Raw genomic sequence first — 19,019 nt, 5'->3', positions numbered from 1 at the left:
CCTGAGCTGCGGCTTCGTCGGCTGAGGGAGCGGGTGATTACTTGCCCGCGTGCCACCCATTTTGACCGTGGCTGACCCCTGCATCTGGCACGGTTGTGGCACGAACCTCAACCGACGACAGTCAGCCACAGCGACGGGTGCGTCGACCGATCAGGCGCGCGTATGTCTCGCTGCACCCCTACCGGCCTCAGCCACGGTGTCGGATGCCATCGCTGATCCCGCGTGATTGCTGACGGTCAACGTGCAGGAAACCTGCGGACCAAATCAATGATGCCTGCGCCAGTCACCTCGTCAGTCGAGGGCCCACTCCGTACGTAGAAGCGTCCATCGTGCGTAACTGGAGCTTTGCCAGCCTCCGGCTCTAGCTTCCAGAGAAGATAGTCACGGTAGCGAAATGGCTCCAGCGTACCGGCCAGGGAGGACGCGAAACTCGGTTCGAGCTTTGATGATTTGATCCTGTCGACGAGCCACCGAAATTGCTCATCGACAGACCGTCCGAGAGCGTCAAGTTCATGCTGAGTCCCAGTAATGCAAAATTTATCGATTTTGTGAGAGTCCACTCCCGTAAACCGCTTAATAGCTGCCGCATCTTTGTCGTCATCGGCTACGCCAATGAAGATTACTCCCTTGGCCTTAGCGTGAACATTCGCCATCGCCGAAGCAATCTTCAAGATTTTCTCGAAGCTTCCATCGTCAAACTTCGACGAATCATTCACCTGGCAGAACCCCTGCTTCAGCTCAAAAAGTGCATCCTCTGTTAGAGCCATCCTCAGGGTAGATTCAAATTGAAGGGCTTGCTCCTGCAGCCTCAGAGCGTGCTCATCCGTGGTGGGCTCAAATGCGCGCCTCAGGGACCCCTTGACTGCCTCTACCAAGTCACTCTTTCGTGCGCTACCCCAATTTCCCCCGCCGGGAACGCTCAGGTCCTTGTCCCAGAACCCTTTAAGTGCTTGAGCCAGCTCTTCCTTGCTCTTTGGAACGAGGTTTTCTTGATTCAAAAGCTGTTCGAGGGCAACAAATAGGGCGTGAAAGTGGCGCGGTACCCCGCGCGGGTTCTGCTGAGTGACCGTCCAGGTTGAGTATGGAGCCTTTGCAGTGTCGAGTGTTTCCTTGATTAGGTCGAGTGTCCTCATGAATCGCCGCTCGATTTCCGCCTTTCCGTTAGCCAAGAGGCGAGACCGAATGGAGAGAGCGGAGGTGGAGTGCGCTACGCGCTCTTCGCTGTATGCCGCGTTCCGATACTCTGTACCACTCGAGGCGAATGGCTGAATGATCAGATCGAGAAGCAGGTCAAGAACCAGCTCTTCGTCTCGGGACTCCCGAACGGCGTCGCGCGAAAGAATACCCTGCTTTACCCAGAAGATGTCGGCGTCGTAAATACCGTAGTCGAGGTCCTTGTTGGTGATGCTGATTTTCGGCATGTCTTGCAGATTTACGTAGTCGGTGAGGGAAGAGTCGCCGCGAATCGCGGCACTAATTCGACGCACCAGGCTCGCGATTTCCGCTGTGGAGCCAGCTTGGCGAATCTCCTGCAGGCTCAAATGTCGACCCGATGAGTTAATGCGCCGGAAGACCTCATCTACAGATGACTCGCTGGCTGAACGATAAGTTGAGACGGGGAGGTGGTAATTGGTGAAGTCGCGACATGCGGACCGATCCCACACGGGGGACATCTGGGTCAGCGCCTGAGAATCCTTGAAGAATTTGGTGTCTGCTAGCGTTTCGAGATCGAAGTAACGGCCGTCGACCGGGTACTTATTCTCGATGAATGAGAAAATTGCGTCCAAGCGCTGCAGTCCGTCGATCACCTCCAGGCGTGCGCTCCCCTCGTGCTGACTCTCGGCCAAAAGGATGAGGGGGATGGGAAGTTTTTTTAGGGCGGAATCAATAAGGCGCTGCTTCTCCTCGACTGCCCAAACGAGCTTCCTCTGGTACCGGCGATTGATGAGAAAGCGATTTTGGATGTAGTCGCTATAGAGCTGCTGAAGGCTTTCTCCCTTGACCGAGAGTTCAGTGCCTTCGCTGACCGTCATCCGCTGTTCCTTCCGGAGGTAGCCGCGACACCACAGTATTGGTGCCAGCGCACAGAAGCCTACGGGTGCGGCGGTGGTCAGGTCCACGAAACGCTTGAAGGTGGTGGATGCGAGGCACCTGCCGAATCCAGACCACGCGTACCGTCTTGGCCGCGTCGTGGTTTGCCACCCATGACCACGCTGCGCCGCGCCGTGCGCGGCGGGTGCCTTGAACCAGTAGAGAAAGTTTGAATCAGGCCGGGGTTGTGGATGCTGTGGCGTTGGGGGAGGTGGGCTTCGGGTTTGCGTCGAAGTCGTATTCGAGGACGTAGGAGGCGGCGTCCAGGGTCATCTCATTGACCTCGACGGGGCGGCCCTGGTCGGTGAACGCGGTGCGGGAGATGAGGATGACCGGGGTGCCCGGGGCCATGCTCAGCTGCGTCGTCTCGTCCGGTGACGGCATGCGTGAGCGGATCTCTTCGCGGAAGTGCACCGGCTCGTAGCCGAGTTCGGCGAGCCGGGCGTAGGTGCCGCCCGGTCCGGTGTCCTCCTGGGTGATGGCGGATCCTGCTGCGAGGGACAGGGGGAGGTAGCTCGTTGCGAGCAGTACGGGCTTGTTGTCCAGGACGAAGCGCCTGCGCCTCACGCACGTGACGTCTTCGGCGGACAGGTCCAGGACGGCGCTGATGTGTTCGGGAGCCGTCTCTTCGGACACGGAGACCTGGTCGACCTCCAGCGCCCTGGAGTCGATGTCCGCCGACCAGATGGACCGGCCGTTGCCCCACTGGTCACGCGCCAGCCGCTGGATGCCGCGCCGGCGAAGCGGGCGGAAGGCCCGGACGAATACGCCGGCACCCTTTCGGGCCTCGGCGATGCCCTCGTCCCGCAGGACTCCGAGTGCCTGGCGGGCCGTCATGCGGGCCACGCCATGCGTGGCCATGAGGTCGTTCTCTCCCGGAAGCCGATCACCGGGACCGTACTCGCCCGACTGGATCGCCTCGCGCAGAGAGTCTGCGATCCGCTGGTACTTGGGCCGACGGTCGTCGGTAGCAGCCATTCCGGAACCCTCCTCGCTTCTCTAGACACCTTAGGCCATAGGTCCGGCGTGGGTTCGCTGCGTGTAGCCGCGCACACCCACCTTCCGGCGGACTTCGGGCGTTTTGATTGACATCTCTAGACAGGTATCGGGATGGTCGAGATGTCTAGAGAGGTCTCCTGGGGCCTCCGTCTGGGTGAGGGGCGTCCCCGTGCGGTGTGCGGTGGTGCCCCTCCCAGTAGCAAGGAGAGAGTGCTGATGGCCTTTGTGATCGACCGGCAGCCCTGGGAGGGGTCACCGAGACTCGGGTCGATGCTTCTGGAGCCGACGCCGGAGTCCGCCTCTCGGGCCCGACGCTGGTTCCGGAAGCTCATCGCCCCGTACCAGCCGGCCTGTTCGGTCGATGACTGCGTTCTGCTGATCTCGGAACTGGTGACCAACGCGATCCTCTACGGGCGGGCCGACGAGGAATGGGTCGTGCGGGTCGAGTGGTTCCGGGACGGATCGTCCTTGCGCGTGGAGGTGCACAACCCGGGGTGCCCCGCGAGCGTGCGCCTCCGGCGACCGGACGCAGACGACGCTCACGGACGCGGGCTGCTCCTGGTCGACTCCATCGCCGCGTCCTGGCGCTCCGGGCCGAGCCGCTTCGGCGGGACGGTCGTCGCCTTCGAGTTGGCTGACGCTTGGCCCTCATGCCCGCGTGACTAGAACGTGCCTCGTTCGGGGCCGCGGCTGTTGATGTCGGAGAAAGATGTCAAAGGCCCCGGACCATGATCGGTCCGGGGCCTTTGCGCTGGTGCCCCCGGCAGGATTCGAACCTGCGACACCCGCTTTAGGAGAGCGGTGCTCTATCCCCTGAGCTACGAAGGCGGGGCTCTGCCGGAAGCGGGTCCGAGGTCCGGCCCGGTGGGGCGGTGGGGCTCGGGACTGCTGCCGACAGGTCGGTGTGGACAGACTGGTGTGAGGTCTGGCCCACCGCCGACAGTGTAACGGGTGGCGTGGGATCCGAAGCGCGGTCGGGTCGGGGGACTGCTTCTGTGGCGGCTCGGTCGGGGATGGCGGGGGCAGGGGGACGCGGGTGCGGCTGTTCAGCCGGGTGCCCTCGCCGGTCGGGTGGCTCCTGCGGACCCGGTGGTGCCGGGCCCGCGAACCGGGGACCTCCCCGGGGCTGCCTCAGGCGTTGTCGAACAGCGTCCGTACGAAGTACTGGGTGTCGAAGAACTCGCGCATGGTCTTGATCCGGCCGTCCCGGATGGAGAAGACCGAGACGATGTTCGCCTCGTAGGGCTTGCCGGAGCGGGAGGCGGAGCGGGCCACGCAGTCGAGGACGACCGTGTCTCCCTCGGCCACGATCTGCGAGGTCTCGATGGTGTAGGGGACGTCGGGGGAGAACAGGTCCATCAGCGGCAGCATGAACTTGTTGAGGATCTCGTCCATGCCGACCCAGTTGCCGGCGAGTGCGTGGTCGCCGGGGATGCGGAACTCGACGTCCTCCCAGAGGGTCGCCTGGATGGCTTCCGGGTTCCGCTCGTCGATGGCCTTGAGGTAGGCGAGGACAACGCTCTTCGCGTCGGTGGAGGTCATGACTGCTCCCGGTGGTGGGGTGGTTGATGACGGTGGCCCGCTTCGGCGGTGGGACGGGGTCGGTGGTTCCGGTGCGCCGTGCGCACCGGAGCGGGCCGCGGGCCGGACGCGATCGGCACGGTCCGAGGTGATCGGACCGGGGGTTCGGGTGGGCGTCGCGGGATGCCGTCGCGGAAAGGGAGTCGCACGTCGGGCCGATGAGGCCCGGCACTGCGGACGCTACACGGGTTCGGCCCCGCCGCGACCGGCGTCGTGGGCGCTTGACGCCCTTTGTGGAACGGGTAGTTGCCGAGCAGTGGACGGGTTGAGACGGCGCAGTGGGAACGGTGGGTGGAGGGCGGGACGGTCCCGACGGCGGCGGCGCCTCCCGGGGTGGGAAGGCGCCGCTCCCGGCTGCACCGCCCTCCCGGCCGCGCCGTCGCCGGCGAGGTCCGCCGCGTCAGCGGGAAGCGGGCCGTCTCAGCCGGCGGTGGGCGAGGTGTCGCGGAAGTGCGGGATGACCTGCTCGGCGAAGAGCCGCATGCTGCGCGCGGACTCCTCGTGGGTGGGGTTGCCGGAGATCACCTGCAGGCTGATGGTGATGTCCCCGAACCACTCACGGATCGTCCGGAGCCGTTCGACGACCTCCTCCGGGGTGCCGACCAGCACCTTGTTCTCGGCCAGTGCCCGGTCGAAGTCCGCCCGGGCGATGTTCTCCACGACCTTCTCGTAGCCCGCGTACCCCTCGCTGCGCCGCTCCCCCCACGCGGCCACCGCGTCCCGCATCACCGCGTTGCTGCGCCGGGAGTACTCCTTGCCCTTGGCCCTGGCCTCGGCGGGGTCCTCGCTGAGGTAGCAGTTGTAGCTCATGTGGACCTCGCCCTGGCCGGGGTGGCCCGCGTCGGCCCACGCCTTGCGGTAGAGGCCGAGCATGTCCTGCACGACCTCGCGCTTGGAGATCGAGGGGACCATCATCAGGCCGTGGCCGTCACGGCCGGCCTGCTCGCAGGAGGACGGGGTCTTCGCCGTGGCCACCAGGATCGGCGGGTGCGGGCGCTGGTAGGGCCGCGGCAGCAGGGTGACCGGGCCGAAGGAGTGGAAGGTGCCGTCCCAGACGACGTCCTCCTCGCTCCACAGCCTCTGGCAGGCCTTCAGGCCCTCGTCGAACCGTGCCCTGCTCTCGTCCATGTCGATGCCGAAGGCGTCGAACTCGTCGGGCAGGAAGGCGCGTCCGAAGCCGACCTGGAGCCGGCCGCGGGAGATGTTGTCGAGCATGGCCAGCTTGCCGGCCAGTTTCAGCGGATGCGTGAACGCGGGGATGACCGCGCCGGTCACCAGCTTGATGCGGCTCGTGCGGGCCGCGGCGGCGGTCAGGAACGTGACCGGGTCCGGGCTGTAGCCGCCGTACTTGAAGAAGTAGTGCTCGACGGTTTTGACGTGGTCGAACCCGAGCTGCTCGGCGAGTTCGACCAGGCTCAGACTCTCCTCGAAGTAGTCCGCCGCGTCCTTGTCGTCCGGCCCGACGGTGGGAAAGAAGTTGATGCCGAATTGCATGCTGGCTCCCTTGTGCTGGCAGTCGAGGGGCGGTCGGGGGCGGTCAGAAGACGACGCTCGCGCCGCCGTCCACGGGCAGGACGAGGCCGGTGGCGAACGACGCCTCGGGGCGGGCCAGGGCGACCATCCACCAGGCCACCTCCTCCGGCCGGCCCACACGCCCCAGCGGCACCCGGTTGCGCTGCCGTGCGCGCAGTCGCGCGATGCCCTCGGGGTCGAGCCCGGCGTGCTCCGCGATCGGCGTGTCGACCGGCCCGGGGGCGATGCCCGCGACCCTGATGCCTTTGGGGGCGAGCTCCAGTGCCCAGGTGCGGGTGAGGAAGTCGAGGGCGGCCTTGGTGGCTCCGTAGACGGAGTGGCCGGGCCAGCCACGCTGGTTGCCGGCCGTGGTGACGTTGATGACGAGACCCTTGGAGGCCTCCAGGAGAGGCAGCGCCTCCTGGGTGAGGAACAGCGGGGCGAGCAGGTTCGTGGCGACCTGGCCGCGGGTGTTCTCGGGGTCGATGCGGCCCAGGGGCGCGGACTCCATCGTGACGGCGTTGTTGACCAGGACGTCGATGCCGCCGAGTTCGCGCTCGGCCGCCGCCACCACGGCGCGCGGTGTGCGCGGATCCGAGAGGTCGGCGCCGAAGGGGTGGATGCCGGTGTGGCCCTGGGCGGTCTGGGCGAGTACCGCGGTCCTGCGGCCGACCACGAGGACACGGGCACCTTCGGCGGCGAAGGCGTGCGCGGCCGCCCGGCCGATTCCCGTACCGCCCCCGGTGATCACCACTGTCCGGCCCTGGAGCAGGCCCTGTGCTGGCTGAGTCATGGCTGCACTTCCTCGCTGGGATGTGCGGGCCGTGCCGGGGGCGTGTTCCCGCGCACGGCCTCGCGGCGTGTCAGTACTCGTAGCGCTCGCCGTCGGCGCCGACCGGTGACCACCACAGGTTGCCCTGGGTGACACCGTCGGCGAACAGGGCGCTGCGGCCCTCGACGATCCGGCCGTCGTCCCAGCGCAGCATGTGCACGCCCTCGACCTGCAGCCGTTCGTACGGGGAGGTGGTGCCCTCCTTGGCGTGCTCGCGGTACCCGTCGAGGCGGTAGACGTCGATCGAGACGCCGGCCTCCTGGTCGATGAGGACGTTGAGGGTCTCGGAGGAGATGCGGCCGCCCGTGGCGGCCATCAGCTTGCCCATCTTCGCCAGGTAGTCGTCCAGGCCGACGAACCAGCCGGAGAACTGGTGGTTGCCCGGCATCTGGAAGCGGACGTCCGGCGACCAGTACCGGAGGATCTGCTCGCGGTCCCCGGTCACCAGTGACGCGTACGCCGCGGCCACCCGTTCGCGTGTCAGCTCGGTCATGCTCACAACCTTCTTTCCCTCGTTCGATGCCGGCCGGATCAGGTGCCGTCGTGGGTGATGAGGCGGTGCTTGACCCGCCACTGGCCGTCCTGGAGGACCAGGACGTCCTCGCCGACGGTGCTGAGATAGGTGGTGGCCCGGCCGCCCCGGGGCGTCTCGAAGACCATGGCGTAGTAGCGGGTCAGGACGGTGTCGGTGTCCTGCCGCTCCGCGGCGACCATGCCGAACCAGTGCCGCCGCTGCACGTCGCGCCCGGCCAGCCGGTCCATGCCCGCGCGCATCCGCTCGGCGATGACGGCGCGGCCCGTCCAGGGCTCCGGCTTGACGTTCTGCGCGAAGACACCGTCCTCGGTGAAGCCGTCCGCCCATTCCTCGGCCGCCCGCTCGTCGAGGAGTTGCATCTGACGGGCGTAGAACTGCGTGATCAGGGCGTACGTCTCACCGTCGACCGGGTTGTCGGTCTTGAAGGGTCCGGACACCGGATCAGGCCTCCCCGACGCCGGACTCGACCAGGTCCGACAGGTGCGGCTCTCCCTTGATGACCGTGCCCAGCGCCTTCAGGCGGTTGCGGAACTCCGGCTCCTTCAGGGCCTGTTCGAAGGACGCCTGGTCCTCCCACTCCGCGACGTTGAAGTACACGGAGGGGTCGTTCTGCGAACGGACGAGCTGGTAGCGGATGAGGCCGGGACGGGTGCGCATGAACTCGGCGACATGGGCGTAGACGCGTTCCAGGTCCTCGGCCGCTCCGGTGAGTGTCAGCTTGTTGACGAAGACGACCACGACGACTCCTGTGTCTCGAAGGGTGACGGCGGCGCTCGCGCGGACCGCCCCTGCCACCTTCGACGCCTCCGCTGGCGGCCGGTTGGGGCGGCGGTGGAGGAGGGCGCGCCCACCGGAACCCCACCGGACCTCCAACGGCCGGTCGCAGACTGGGCGCCCCGGCCCGCCGGTACTCCGACGGCGGCCCGGGACGATCCCGACGACCCAAGCGACCAAGGAGTGGCCGTGTCGGACGAGCACGTACCCGTTCTCATCGTGGGCGGCGGCCTCGCGGGCCTCACCACCGCGCTGTTCCTGGGCCTCCACGGCGTCCGGCCGCTGGTGGTGGAGAAACACCCGGGCACGTCGGTCATCATGAAGGCGCGTGGACAGTACCCCCACACCATGGAGGCGCTGCGGATCGGCGGCATCGCCGACCGGATCGCCGCCGCGGGGCCCGACGCCGGCACCGGCGAGTTCTACATGGTGGTGGCCGACAGCCTCGCCGGCCCCGTCCTCAAGCGGATCATGACCGAGGGCGAGATGGCGATGCGGCACGTCTCGCCCGAGAACTGGGCGATGGCGGGTCAGGAGCGGACCGAGGTGATCCTGGCCGACCGGGCCGCGGAACTCGGCGCCGAGCTCCGCTTCGACACCGAGCTGGTCTCCCTCACCCAGTCCGCGGACGCGGTCACCGCGGTACTGAGGGACGTGCGCACCGGCACGGAGCGGACGGTGACCGCCGACCACGTGGTGGGGGCCGACGGCGCGCACAGCGCCGTGCGCCGGAAGCTGGGCATCGCCATGCACGGCCGCGGGAACCTCGGTGAGATCTTCCGGGTCTTCTTCGACGCCGACCTGAGCGGACCGCTGCGGCAGCTGCCCGGCGTCGCGGAAGGCCGTAAGTTCGCGCTCTTCTGGCTCCAGCAGCCGGTGCCCGGCGTCTTCTACACCACGGACGTGCCGGGCCGTTACGGCTACGTGCTCGGCATGTCCCGCAATCCGCCGGACTTCGCCGCCTTCACCGAGGAGCGGTGCGTGGAACTGGTCCGTACGGGGCTGGGCCTGCCCGACCTGGCGATGAAGGTCGTCGAGACGGGGCGCACCGACATCGTCAGTGAGATCGCCGACCGGTTCAGCGAGGGCCGCGTCCACCTGGTGGGCGACGCGGCCAGGCTGGTGCCCGCACCGGGCGGCCTCGGCGGCAACACCGCGATCACCGACGGCTTCTACCTGGCGTGGAAGCTGGCGATGGTCGTCAAGGGGGAGGCCGGTCCCGGACTGCTCGACAGCCACGACGCGGAACGCCGTCCGGTCTCGGAGATGATCGGGGAGCAGCAGCTGCGCAACACCGTGGAACGGCTCGCGGGCTACCTGGACGACGGTGCGCTCGCCGATCCGCTCCCGCCCGTGGTCCAGGCCTTCGGCTACCGCTGCGCGAACGGCGCCGTGGTCCGCGAGCCCGACGACGCCGGGGAGTTGCTGGAGGACCCCGCCGCCCCGACCGGCCGGCCCGGATCGCGGGCGCCCTACGTGGTGCTGCCCGAGGGCTCACCGGCGGCGTCCACCACCGCCCTGTTCGGCAGGTCCTTCGTGCTGCTCACCGGGGAGGGCACCGGTGACGCGTGGACGGCCGCGGCCGCCGGGGCGGCCGGCCGGCTCGGCATCACCCTGCCGGTGCACCGGCTCGCCGGTGCCGAGTGGGAGAAGAGCTACGGCGTGACCGGGGCGGGTGCGGTGCTGGTGCGGCCCGACCGCTTCGTCGCCTGGCGCTCCAAGGGCCCGGCCGCGGACGCCGACGCCGCGCGGAAGGCGCTGGAGAGCGCCCTGCGCACCGTCCTGGACCGCCCCGGCCCGGTCCTCTAGCACCACCCCCCGGGCCGGCCCGCCCACCCTCACGGGCCGGCCCCTCGGTACCGACGAGCCACCCCACACCTGTTCGGACGATGGAGGAGACGACGATGATTCTGGTGACCGGAGCCACGGGAAACGTGGGCGGCAAGGTGCTGGCGCTGCTGCGCGCCGACGGGCACAAGGTGCGGGCGCTCACCCGCGACCCGGGCCGGGCGGCGTTCGACGGGGGAGCGGACCTGGAGGTGGTCGCGGCCGACCTGGGGCGCCCGGAGACGCTGGCGCCCGCGCTGGACGGGGTGCAGAAGGTCTTCCTGATGTCGCTCGGCGCGAACAAGGCGACGCACGACGCGCATCTGGTGGCCGCCGCGCGCGAGGCGGGCGTCGAGCACATCGTGCAGCTGTCCACCCTCGGGGTGGAGATGGCCGAGGACGCGGAGAGCAACCCGCTGGGCCACTGGCACCGTGTCGCCGAGGAGGCACTGCGGGACTCCGGGATCGCCTGGACGATCCTGAGGCCGAACGGCTTCATGAGCATGAACCTCGGCTGGGCCGAGTCGATCAAGGCCGAGGGAGTGGCCCGCGGGCCGCTCGCGGACGTACCGGAGGCGATCGTGGACCCGCGTGACATCGCCGAGGTGGCGGTGCGGGCGCTCACCGGGGAAGGGCACCGGGGCCAGGTGTACGACCTGACGGGACCGCAGGCGCTCACGGCCCGTGAGCAGCTCGCCGTGCTCGGGTCGCTGCTGGGCCGTGACCTGCGCTTCGAGACGGTGCCGCTCTCCGTGCAGCGGGAGATGATGCTGCGCCACTTCTCCGAGGAGACCGTGAACGGGGTGATCAGGACGCTGCAGGAGGCCATCGAGCACGGCAGCGAGCTGCACGGCCGGCTGTCGCCCGACGTGCGCCGCGTCCTCGGCCGGGAGCCCCGGTCCTTCGCCGCCTGGGCCCACGACCACCTGCACCTGTACCGTCCCTGACCGCCGCCCCGTCCCGCCCGGGCGGCCCGCCCGCCGCCCGGGCCGGGACGGAAGTGGCACACTCTGTACCGGACCACGGATCAGCGAACGACGAGGAGCTCCCATGCCCGTGCCGGCCGACCCCGCAGGAGGCACTTCGCGGACGCGGGGGCGCGGCATCGACCCACGGGCGGCCCGGAGCAGGGCCGCAGCCCTCGCGGCGGCCCAGGAACTGCTCGTGGAGCAGGGGTGGTCCGCGGTCACCCATGTCGCCGTCGCGGCCCGCAGCGGGGTGGGCCGCACCACCCTGTACCGCCACTGGCCGGACTCCCCCTCCCTCATCTACGAGGCCATCGCCCAGCGCATCGCGAGCGCCCGCCCCGCGCGGACCGGTGTCCTCCGTGACGACCTGGTCGGTCAGCTCCACGGACTGCGGTCCCTGCTGCACGACCCGGTGGGGGAACGGGGCATGCGGGTGGTCGTCGAGCGCGCCGGCGTGGACCCCACCTTCGCCAGGCTCAAGGAGTCGCTGTACCAGGCGGGCTCCGGAGGGTTCCGCGCGATCGTGGAGCGCGCGAAGGAGAGCGGCGAACTGCCCGGCGACCTGGACACCGAGCTGGCCATCGACCAGCTCGCGGGCCCGCTGATGTTCCGCCGGCTGCTGGCCGAGCGCACCTTCGGCGAGGAGTACGTGCACGCCGTCGTCGACGCCTTCCTCGCGGCCAACGCGCCGTCCCGGTCCCGGGCGGCGGACGGCGGCGGCGAGAGCTGAGGCGCCGCCCCCGACAGGGGTGTGCCGCCCCGGCCCCCGTCGGGGGAGCGGGCCGTGATCAGCGCCGCGCCAGCTGCTCGTACCGCCTGGCGGGTGCTCCCGCGGTCACCAGGTCGCCGCCCTGCGGTGCGGGACGCCCGTTCGGCACGCCGGGTTCGGCGGCCAGCACGGAGTCGGTGTGCGCCAGCAGGTCGATGGCGGGGTCGCCCGCCAGGATCGCCTGGTGCAGCCGGCGCACCCGCGGCGAGGGGTCGAGGCCGAGCTCCTCGCGCAGCACGGTGCTCAGCCGCCGCAGCACCTCCAGCGCCTGGGTGCGGCGGCCGGTGCGGTGCAGCGCGAGCATGAACTGGGCGTGCAGACCCTCGTGCATCGGGTACTTCGCCGTAAGCCGGCTCAGCTCGCCCAGCAGCTCCTGGTGCCGGCCGAGCCGGAGGTCCGCGCCGATGCGCTGCTCCTGCACGCTGGTGCGTTCCTCCTCCAGACCCACGAGATGGGCCCGCAGGACGGGACCCCGCTGTACGTCGGAGAGGGCGGCCCCCTGCCACAGGCGCAGGGCCTCGGAGAGACAGGCCGAAGCCCGCACGTCGTCGTGGTGGAGCGCCGAGCGGCCCTCGCGCACCAGGGACCAGAACCGGTTGGTGTCGAGTTCGTCGCTGTGCACGGTCAGCAGGTAGCCGCCGTCGCGGGTCTGCAGGATGTCGCGGGCGGCCTGGAGGCTGCCGATCCGCGGCACCCGCCGCAGGCTGCGCCGCAGCTGGAGGATGTACGACTGGAGGGTGGACAGTGCGCTGTTGGGAGGGGAGTTCTCCCACAGCTCTTCGATACACGTGTCGGTGGACACGACCTGGTTCGCGTTGAGGAGCAGCAGGGTGAGCAGTTGCCGCTGCTTCGGAGCCGTCGGCGTGTAGGACTCGCCGCGCTCGATCATGCGCAGGGGTCCCAGTACGGAGAATTCCACGTCGGTCTCGCACACCTTCCGGGAGAGTGACACAGGGGGTTGGCCGCGCCGGACGGGGCGGCTCACAGCACTTCCGACTCCTTCGGCCACGAGCGCGGCGCTGCCCCCGGCGGCGCGGGAAAGCCCGCACCCCGCGTCGGCCACCGCTCCGCACTCGGCGCGGAATTCTCCGTATGTCGCAGATCCATGATCCGAAATACCCCCTGTGTTGTGCGGCGTTAATTCGCCGAATGAAAATGCATATTAATCAGGGGGTGCACATCTGCCGTCAATCGGCGGCTCACCTGTCCCGGATCGGCCCTCAAGTGGCGCCCCCGGCCTGCGATCCCGTGGTGCGAAGGCGGGGAACCCCACGGTAACGGCCCGCTCTCCGGCCCGTCGAAAGACAGCGATTACCGGGCTGTGACTGGCCCCGGTCTAGGCTTCACGCGCATATGGGTCCGCTGAATTCCATGGCATTCGTCCTGGTGGGGGACATGGGCAATGGGGGAAACGCGGGCAGTGCGTCGCGGGGCGGAAAAGTGCCGGGGGGCGCACCACGACAGGAGGAACCGCGGCCTGTCCGCGCGACCAGCCGAACGCCGCGTGCGGGGCTCCGGCGGCCCGGCATGCCGATCTTCGACCACCCCACCCGTACGTACGACTTTGGAGCGGTTGGATTCAGATGGCTGATGAGAAGGAACTGCGGGAGTACCTCAAGCGCGCGGTCGCGGATGCGCGGGACGCCCGGCGGCGGTTGCGTGAGGTGGAGGACCGGGCGTGCGAGCCGATCGCGGTCGTGGGGATGGCGTGCCGGTTCCCGGGCGGGGTGAACGGCCCGCAGGAACTGTGGGAGCTGCTGGACCGCGGGGTGGACGCGGTCTCCCCCTTCCCGGACGACCGGGGATGGGACGAGGACGTCTACGACCCGGACCCGGACCGGGCGGGCAAGTCCTACGTGCGTGAGGGCGGATTCCTGGAGGACGCCGCCGATTTCGAACCCGAGTTCTTCGGGATGTCGCCGCGGGAGGCGCTGGCGGCGGACCCGCAGCAGCGGCTGCTGCTGGAGACGGCGTGGGAGGCGATGGAGAGCGCGGGGCTGGTGCCGGCCGCGTTGCGCGGCAGCCGCACCGGAGTCTTCGCCGGGCTGATGTACCAGGGGTTCGCCGCGAGCATCCTGGACGACGTCCCCGTCGACGTCCAGGGCTACGTCGCGGGGGGTGCCTCCAGCAGCATCGCCGTGGGCCGGGTCTCGTACACGTTCGGGTTCGAGGGTCCCGCGGTGGCGGTGGACACGGCGTGTTCGTCGTCGCTGGTGGGGATCCACCTGGCGGCGACGGCGCTGCGCCGGGGTGAGTGCGATCTGGCGCTGGCCGGGGGCGTGACGGTGATGGCCACGCCGACCTCGTTCGTGGAGTTCTCGCGGCAGCGGGCGCTGTCGCCGTCGGGGCGGTGCAAGTCGTTCGCTGCCGGGGCCGACGGCACGGTGTGGGGGGAGGGTGCGGGTCTGGTGCTGCTGGAGCGGTTGTCGGACGCGCGGCGTCTGGGGCACCGGGTGCTGGCGGTGGTGCGGGGTTCGGCGGTGAACCAGGACGGTGCCTCGAACGGTCTGACGGCGCCGAACGGTCCGTCGCAGGAGCGGGTGATCCGGGAGGCGCTGGCCGACGCGGGGCTGTCGTACGCGGATGTGGACGCGGTGGAGGCGCACGGGACGGGCACGCGGCTGGGTGACCCGATCGAGGCGCAGGCGCTGCTGGCCACCTACGGGCAGCAGCGCCGTGACGGGCGTCCGCTGTACCTGGGGTCGCTGAAGTCGAACATCGGGCACAGTCAAGCCGCCGCCGGGGTCGGTGGTGTGATCAAGATGGTGGAGGCGATCCGGCGCGGGGTGCTGCCGAAGACGCTGCACGTGGACGCGCCGACGCCGCAGGTCGACTGGGAGTCCGGCGCGGTGGAGCTGCTCACCGAGGCCAGGCCCTGGCCGGAGACGGGGGCGCCGCGCCGGGCCGCCGTCTCCTCCTTCGGCATCGGCGGGACGAACGCCCACGTGCTGGTGGAGGAAGCTCCGGTGGCTCCCGCGGAGGATCCGGCGGAGCCCGTGGCGCCCCCAGTCGCCGCAGGGGGCCTGTCGGTGGTGCCGTGGGTGGTCTCGGGGCGCTCGGCGGACGGACTCCGGGGGCAGGCGGCGCGACTGCTGACGGCCGGTGTCGGGGCCGAAGCCGGACCGCGGCCCCGGGACGTGGCCTGGTCCCTCGTGTCGGAGCGGGCGCTGCTGGTCACGACCGCGGTCGTGACCGGCGGCACGCGGGCGGAGCTGGTGCGCGGCCTGCGGGCGCTGGCTTCGGGGACGGCGGACGCTTCGGTGGCCGTCGCGGGGCCGTCGGCGTCGCGGAGCGCGGCGGATCTCGCCTTCCTGTTCACCGGCCAGGGGGCTCAGCGGCCGGGGATGGGACGGGAACTGTACGCGTCGGTACCCGAGTTCGCCGCGGCGTTCGACGAGGTGTGCGGGGCGCTGGACGCGCACCTGGCGTGGCCGCTGGCGGACGTGGTGTTCGCCGGGGAGGGGTCGGAGCAGGCGCGGCTGCTGGACCGGACGGAGTTCACCCAGCCGGCTCTGTTCGCGCTGGAGGTGGCGTTGTTCCGTCTCCTCGAACACTTCGGTGTGGTGCCGGACTTCGTGGCCGGGCATTCGGTCGGTGAGGTGGCGGCGGCGCACGTGGCGGGCGTCCTGTCGCTGGCGGACGCGGCCCGGCTGGTGACGGCGCGGGGCCGGCTGATGGGCTCGGCGCGGGCCGGCGGCGCGATGCTCGCGGTGCAGGCCGACGCGGAGAGGACCGCGGCGGACCTGGCCGGGCTGGAGGACCGGGTGTCACTGGCCGCGGTCAACGGCCCGGACAGCGTGGTGGTGTCCGGGGACGCCGACGTCGTCGAGGACCTCGAGGCCCGCTGGCGTGCGGAAGGCCGGAGGGTGCGCCGGCTGCGGGTGAGCCACGCCTTCCATTCGCCGCACATGGACGGCGTGCTGGAGGAGTTCGAGCGGATCGCCGGGAGCCTGTCGCTGCGGGCGCCGCGGATCCCGCTGGTGTCCACGGTCACGGGGAAGGTGCTGTCCGGACCCGAGGCATGCTCGCCGCGGTACTGGACGCGGCAACTGCGCGAGGAGGTGCGGTTCTTCGACGCGGTGCGCCGGCTGGAGCAGGAGGGCGCCGCCGCCTTCGTCGAGCTCGGCCCGGACGGAGTGCTCAGCGCCCTGGTCACGGCCGGGGCCGGACGGACACCCGGTCTGGTGGCCCCGGCACTCCGGGCGGACCGGCCGGAGCAGGAGTCGCTGGCCGCGCTGCTGGGCCTGCTGCACGCCCGCGGCCGCCGGGTCGACTGGACGCGGGTGCTGCCGGGCGCGGTGCGCGCCGATCTGCCGACGTACGCCTTCCAGCGCCGGCGGTACTGGCTGGAGGAGCGGTCCCGGCGCGGTGACGCGGCCGGTCTCGGCCTCGTCGGCGCGGGCCATCCGCTGCTGGGTGCCGCGGTGCAGGTCGCGGGCCGGGACGAGGTGCTGCTCACGGGACGCCTCTCCCGCCGTACCCACCCCTGGCTCGACGGGCACACCCTCCCCGGCACCGGTGCGCTGCCCGCCTCGCTCTTCGTGGAACTCGCCCTCCGCGCGGGCGACGAGGCGGGCCGCACCGTGCTGGAGGAACTGACGCTGTCCGCCCCGCCGGTGCTTCCGCAGACGGGCGGGCTGCAGCTGCAGGTCCGTGTCGCGGCGCCCGACCAGGACGGCCGGCGCCCCGTCACCGTGCACACCCGGCCCGACACCGGGGACCCCGCGCACGCGTCCGGCGACCCGTGGCGCCCCTGCGCCCGCGGGCTCCTCGCGGCCGACGGAGCACCGGTGCCCGCCCCGGACGCGGACCCGGCCGGCGAGGAGCGCGCCCGCGGGGCGCACACGGCGGACGTGAGCCTTCCCGAGGAGCTGCCCGCCGAGGCCGCCCGCTACCACCTGCACCCCGCCCTGCTGGACGCCGCGCTGTCCGCGCTCCCGGCACCGCCCGGGGCCGGCGGCGCGGACGGCGTCGTCGTGCCCGCGGTCTGGCGTGACGTACGGCTGCTCGCCGTGGGCGCCGACACCGTGCGGGTACGTTCCACCCGCGTCGACGACGACACCATCGGCCTGGACCTCCTGGACCCCAAGGGGCAGCCGGTGCTCCACGTCGGCGCGCTCACCCACCGGGTCGTACCCGCGGAGGAGTTCGACGCGGCCACCGACCCGGGCGGCGAGGGCCTGTCCGCGATCGAGTGGGTCCCCCAGGACGCCGCCCCCGACCCCGCGGCCCGCTGGGCGGCGGTCGGCGCCGACGTGCCCGGCATCCCCCGCTTCGACGACCTCGGGGCGGCCGCCCGGGCCGTCGAGGCGGGCGGTGAGGCCTTCGGCCTGCTGGCCGTGCCGTGGCCGTCCACGGGCGACGTGCGTGAGGGAACACGCAGGGCGCTGGCGTTCGTGCGGGAACTGCTGGCCGCGGACGCGCTGCAGGGCGTACCGGTCGTGGTGCTGTCCCGCGACGCGGTCGTGACGGGCCGGGACGACGCGGCGCGCCTGGACCTCGAGGCGGCGGCCGTGCGCGGGATGCTGCGCACCGCGGGTGCCGAGGGCGTGGGCAGCCTCGTACTGGCCGATACGGACACGGACACCCCGCCGCTGGACCTGCTGGCGTCGGCGGCGCGGTCCGGTGAGTCCGAACTGGCGGTGCGCGCCGGCCGGATCCACGTGCCCCGGCTGCGTCCGGTCCCGGCCGGAGAGCCGGCCGGACGGCCGTGGCGGACGGACGGCACGGTCCTGGTGACCGGCGGCACCGGAGCCCTCGGGGCCGAGCTGGCCCGGCACCTGGTGGCCGAGCACGCGGTCACGGACCTCCTGCTGGTCAGCCGTCGTGGTGCCGAGGCACCGGGAGCGGACGACCTGGCCGCGGAGCTGCGCGAGTCGGGTGCGCGGGTGGCGTTCGCCGCGTGCGACGCGGCGGACCGGGAGGCGCTGGCGGCGGTGCTGGCGGCCGTACCGGAGGACCGTCCGCTCACCGCGGTCGTGCACGCGGCCGGCGTGACGGAGGACGGCGCGCTGTCCACGATGACGCCGCGGCAGCTCGACCGGGTGCTGCGGCCGAAGGCCGACGCGGCCCGGAACCTGCACGAACTCACCCGGCACCTGGACCTCACCGCCTTCGTCCTCTGCTCGTCGCCGGCCGGTACGTTCGGCGGCCCGGGCCGGGCGAACACGGCGGCGGCCGACGCGTACGTCGACGGGCTGGCCCGGCACCGCAAGGCGCTCGGGCTGCCCGCCACCGCCGTGGCCTGGGCGCCGTGGGAGCCGGCCGGCCCGGCGCCGTCGCCGGCGGGCGTCCGGCCCGACGACGGTCCCGGTACCGCGGTACGGCGCTCCGGTCACCACCTGTTCAGGCCGCTCACCCCGGACCGGGGCCGTGGCCTCTTCGACCGGGCGGTCGCCCTCGGCGCGAGCGGGGGCGGTGCGGCCGCGGTGATCGCGGGCGTCGTGGACCGGGCCGCGCTGCGCGGCCACGAGGTCGTGCCCCCCGCCCTGCGCGACCTGGCCGGACGTACGGCCCGCCGGAGCGCGCACACCGCCGCCGACTCCGGAGCCGCCCCCCTGGCCGACCGGCTCGCGGACCTGGACGAGGCGGAACGCCGGACGTTCCTCCTCGATCTGGTCCGGTCGGAGGCCGCCGCCGTGACCGGGCGGCCGGACCTGCACGCGATCGCCGCCGACCAGGCGTTCCAGGAGATGGGCTTCGACTCGCTGGCGGCCGTGCAGATGCGCAACCGGCTCACCGCCGCGACCGGGCTGGGCCTGCCCGCCACCCTGGTCTTCGACCACCCGACCCCGCGCGACGTCGCCGCCCACGTCCTCGAACGGCTGGCGCCGGCCGAGGCCGACGGGGCCGCGCTGGTCCTGTCCGAACTGGACCGCCTCGACACCGTGCTCGCGGAGAACCCCGTGGACGAGCGGCACCGGCAGATGGTCCGGCGCCGCCTCCGGAGCATGGCGTCCAGGCTCGCCACCCCGGCACCGGACACCGCCCGGGCGGACGAACCGGCCCCGGCCGCCCGGATCGAATCCGCCTCGGTGGAGGAGCTGTTCGCCCTGATCGACACGGAACTCTCCGACGGCACCGCCGACTGACGGCCGCCCCCGCGCGCCCGCACCGGTCCCGCGGGCCGGT

Annotated in this window: 13 protein-coding genes, 1 tRNA gene and 1 pseudogene; 5 read left to right on the top strand and 10 right to left on the bottom strand. The window is 71.1% G+C overall.

The window, feature by feature from the left end; genetic code table 11:
• Positions 1-236 precede the first annotated feature (236 nt).
• Both IE118_RS31195 and IE118_RS31190 read right to left on the bottom strand, forming a co-directional pair.
• On the bottom strand, positions 237-2,033 hold the full coding sequence (locus IE118_RS31195) for a GmrSD restriction endonuclease domain-containing protein (protein ID WP_189561459.1): 1,797 nt from the start codon (positions 2,031-2,033) through the stop codon (positions 237-239).
• A gap of 232 nt (positions 2,034-2,265) precedes the next feature.
• Positions 2,266-3,069: a GntR family transcriptional regulator gene (locus tag IE118_RS31190; protein WP_189561458.1), complete on the bottom strand. Its 804-nt coding sequence runs from the start codon at positions 3,067-3,069 to the stop codon at positions 2,266-2,268.
• 237 nt (positions 3,070-3,306) lie between these two features.
• Between IE118_RS31190 and IE118_RS31185 the strand changes: the two genes are divergently transcribed.
• Positions 3,307-3,756 (top strand): ATP-binding protein, encoded by a 450-nt coding sequence (locus IE118_RS31185; protein WP_189561457.1) that lies wholly within the window; start codon positions 3,307-3,309, stop codon positions 3,754-3,756.
• A gap of 86 nt (positions 3,757-3,842) precedes the next feature.
• On the opposite strand, the gene IE118_RS31180 is transcribed toward IE118_RS31185, so the two are convergent.
• The 7 genes from IE118_RS31180 to IE118_RS31150 form a co-directional block, all read right to left on the bottom strand.
• Positions 3,843-3,918 (bottom strand) — tRNA-Arg (locus IE118_RS31180).
• A gap of 303 nt (positions 3,919-4,221) precedes the next feature.
• Positions 4,222-4,632: a nuclear transport factor 2 family protein gene (locus IE118_RS31175; protein ID WP_189561456.1), complete on the bottom strand. Its 411-nt coding sequence runs from the start codon at positions 4,630-4,632 to the stop codon at positions 4,222-4,224.
• A 459-nt stretch (positions 4,633-5,091) separates the two neighbouring features.
• Complete coding sequence (locus IE118_RS31170) at positions 5,092-6,165, bottom strand: LLM class flavin-dependent oxidoreductase (RefSeq protein WP_189561455.1); 1,074 nt, start codon at positions 6,163-6,165, stop codon at positions 5,092-5,094.
• Between the two features lie 43 nt (positions 6,166-6,208).
• Positions 6,209-6,976 (bottom strand): SDR family NAD(P)-dependent oxidoreductase, encoded by a 768-nt coding sequence (locus IE118_RS31165; RefSeq protein WP_189561454.1) that lies wholly within the window; start codon positions 6,974-6,976, stop codon positions 6,209-6,211.
• A 70-nt stretch (positions 6,977-7,046) separates the two neighbouring features.
• Positions 7,047-7,508 carry a nuclear transport factor 2 family protein gene (locus IE118_RS31160; protein ID WP_189561453.1) on the bottom strand — a complete coding sequence of 154 codons (462 nt, stop codon included), beginning with the start codon at positions 7,506-7,508 and terminating at the stop codon, positions 7,047-7,049.
• Between the two features lie 38 nt (positions 7,509-7,546).
• Positions 7,547-7,987, bottom strand: a complete 441-nt coding sequence (locus IE118_RS31155; protein ID WP_229847030.1) for a nuclear transport factor 2 family protein — start codon at positions 7,985-7,987, stop codon at positions 7,547-7,549.
• A 4-nt stretch (positions 7,988-7,991) separates the two neighbouring features.
• Entirely contained in the window at positions 7,992-8,345 is a 354-nt protein-coding gene (locus tag IE118_RS31150; protein WP_221345349.1) for an antibiotic biosynthesis monooxygenase family protein, read from the bottom strand.
• 168 nt (positions 8,346-8,513) lie between these two features.
• On the opposite strand from IE118_RS31150, the gene IE118_RS31145 reads away from it, so the two are divergent.
• From IE118_RS31145 to IE118_RS31135, 3 genes are all read left to right on the top strand, one after another.
• Entirely contained in the window at positions 8,514-10,133 is a 1,620-nt protein-coding gene (locus IE118_RS31145) for an FAD-dependent monooxygenase (RefSeq protein WP_229847029.1), read from the top strand.
• 95 nt (positions 10,134-10,228) lie between these two features.
• Entirely contained in the window at positions 10,229-11,098 is an 870-nt protein-coding gene (locus IE118_RS31140) for an SDR family oxidoreductase (RefSeq protein ID WP_189561450.1), read from the top strand.
• 103 nt (positions 11,099-11,201) lie between these two features.
• Positions 11,202-11,849 carry a TetR/AcrR family transcriptional regulator gene (locus IE118_RS31135; protein ID WP_189561449.1) on the top strand — a complete coding sequence of 216 codons (648 nt, stop codon included), beginning with the start codon at positions 11,202-11,204 and terminating at the stop codon, positions 11,847-11,849.
• A gap of 58 nt (positions 11,850-11,907) precedes the next feature.
• Here IE118_RS31135 and IE118_RS31130 read toward each other — a convergent pair whose 3' ends face one another.
• Positions 11,908-12,807 (bottom strand): AfsR/SARP family transcriptional regulator, encoded by a 900-nt coding sequence (locus IE118_RS31130; protein ID WP_229847028.1) that lies wholly within the window; start codon positions 12,805-12,807, stop codon positions 11,908-11,910.
• 673 nt (positions 12,808-13,480) lie between these two features.
• Here IE118_RS31130 and IE118_RS31125 point away from each other — a divergent pair.
• A pseudogene (locus IE118_RS31125) lies at positions 13,481-18,979 on the top strand (type I polyketide synthase); the annotation flags it as partial.
• Positions 18,980-19,019: the final 40 nt, after the last annotated feature.

The sequence above is a fragment of the Streptomyces pilosus genome (genome assembly GCF_014649835.1).
GTDB classification, from domain to species: Bacteria; Actinomycetota; Actinomycetes; order Streptomycetales; family Streptomycetaceae; genus Streptomyces; species Streptomyces pilosus.
Note: the sequence above shows the minus strand (reverse complement) of the source record. Positions and strands in the feature narration are given on the sequence as shown.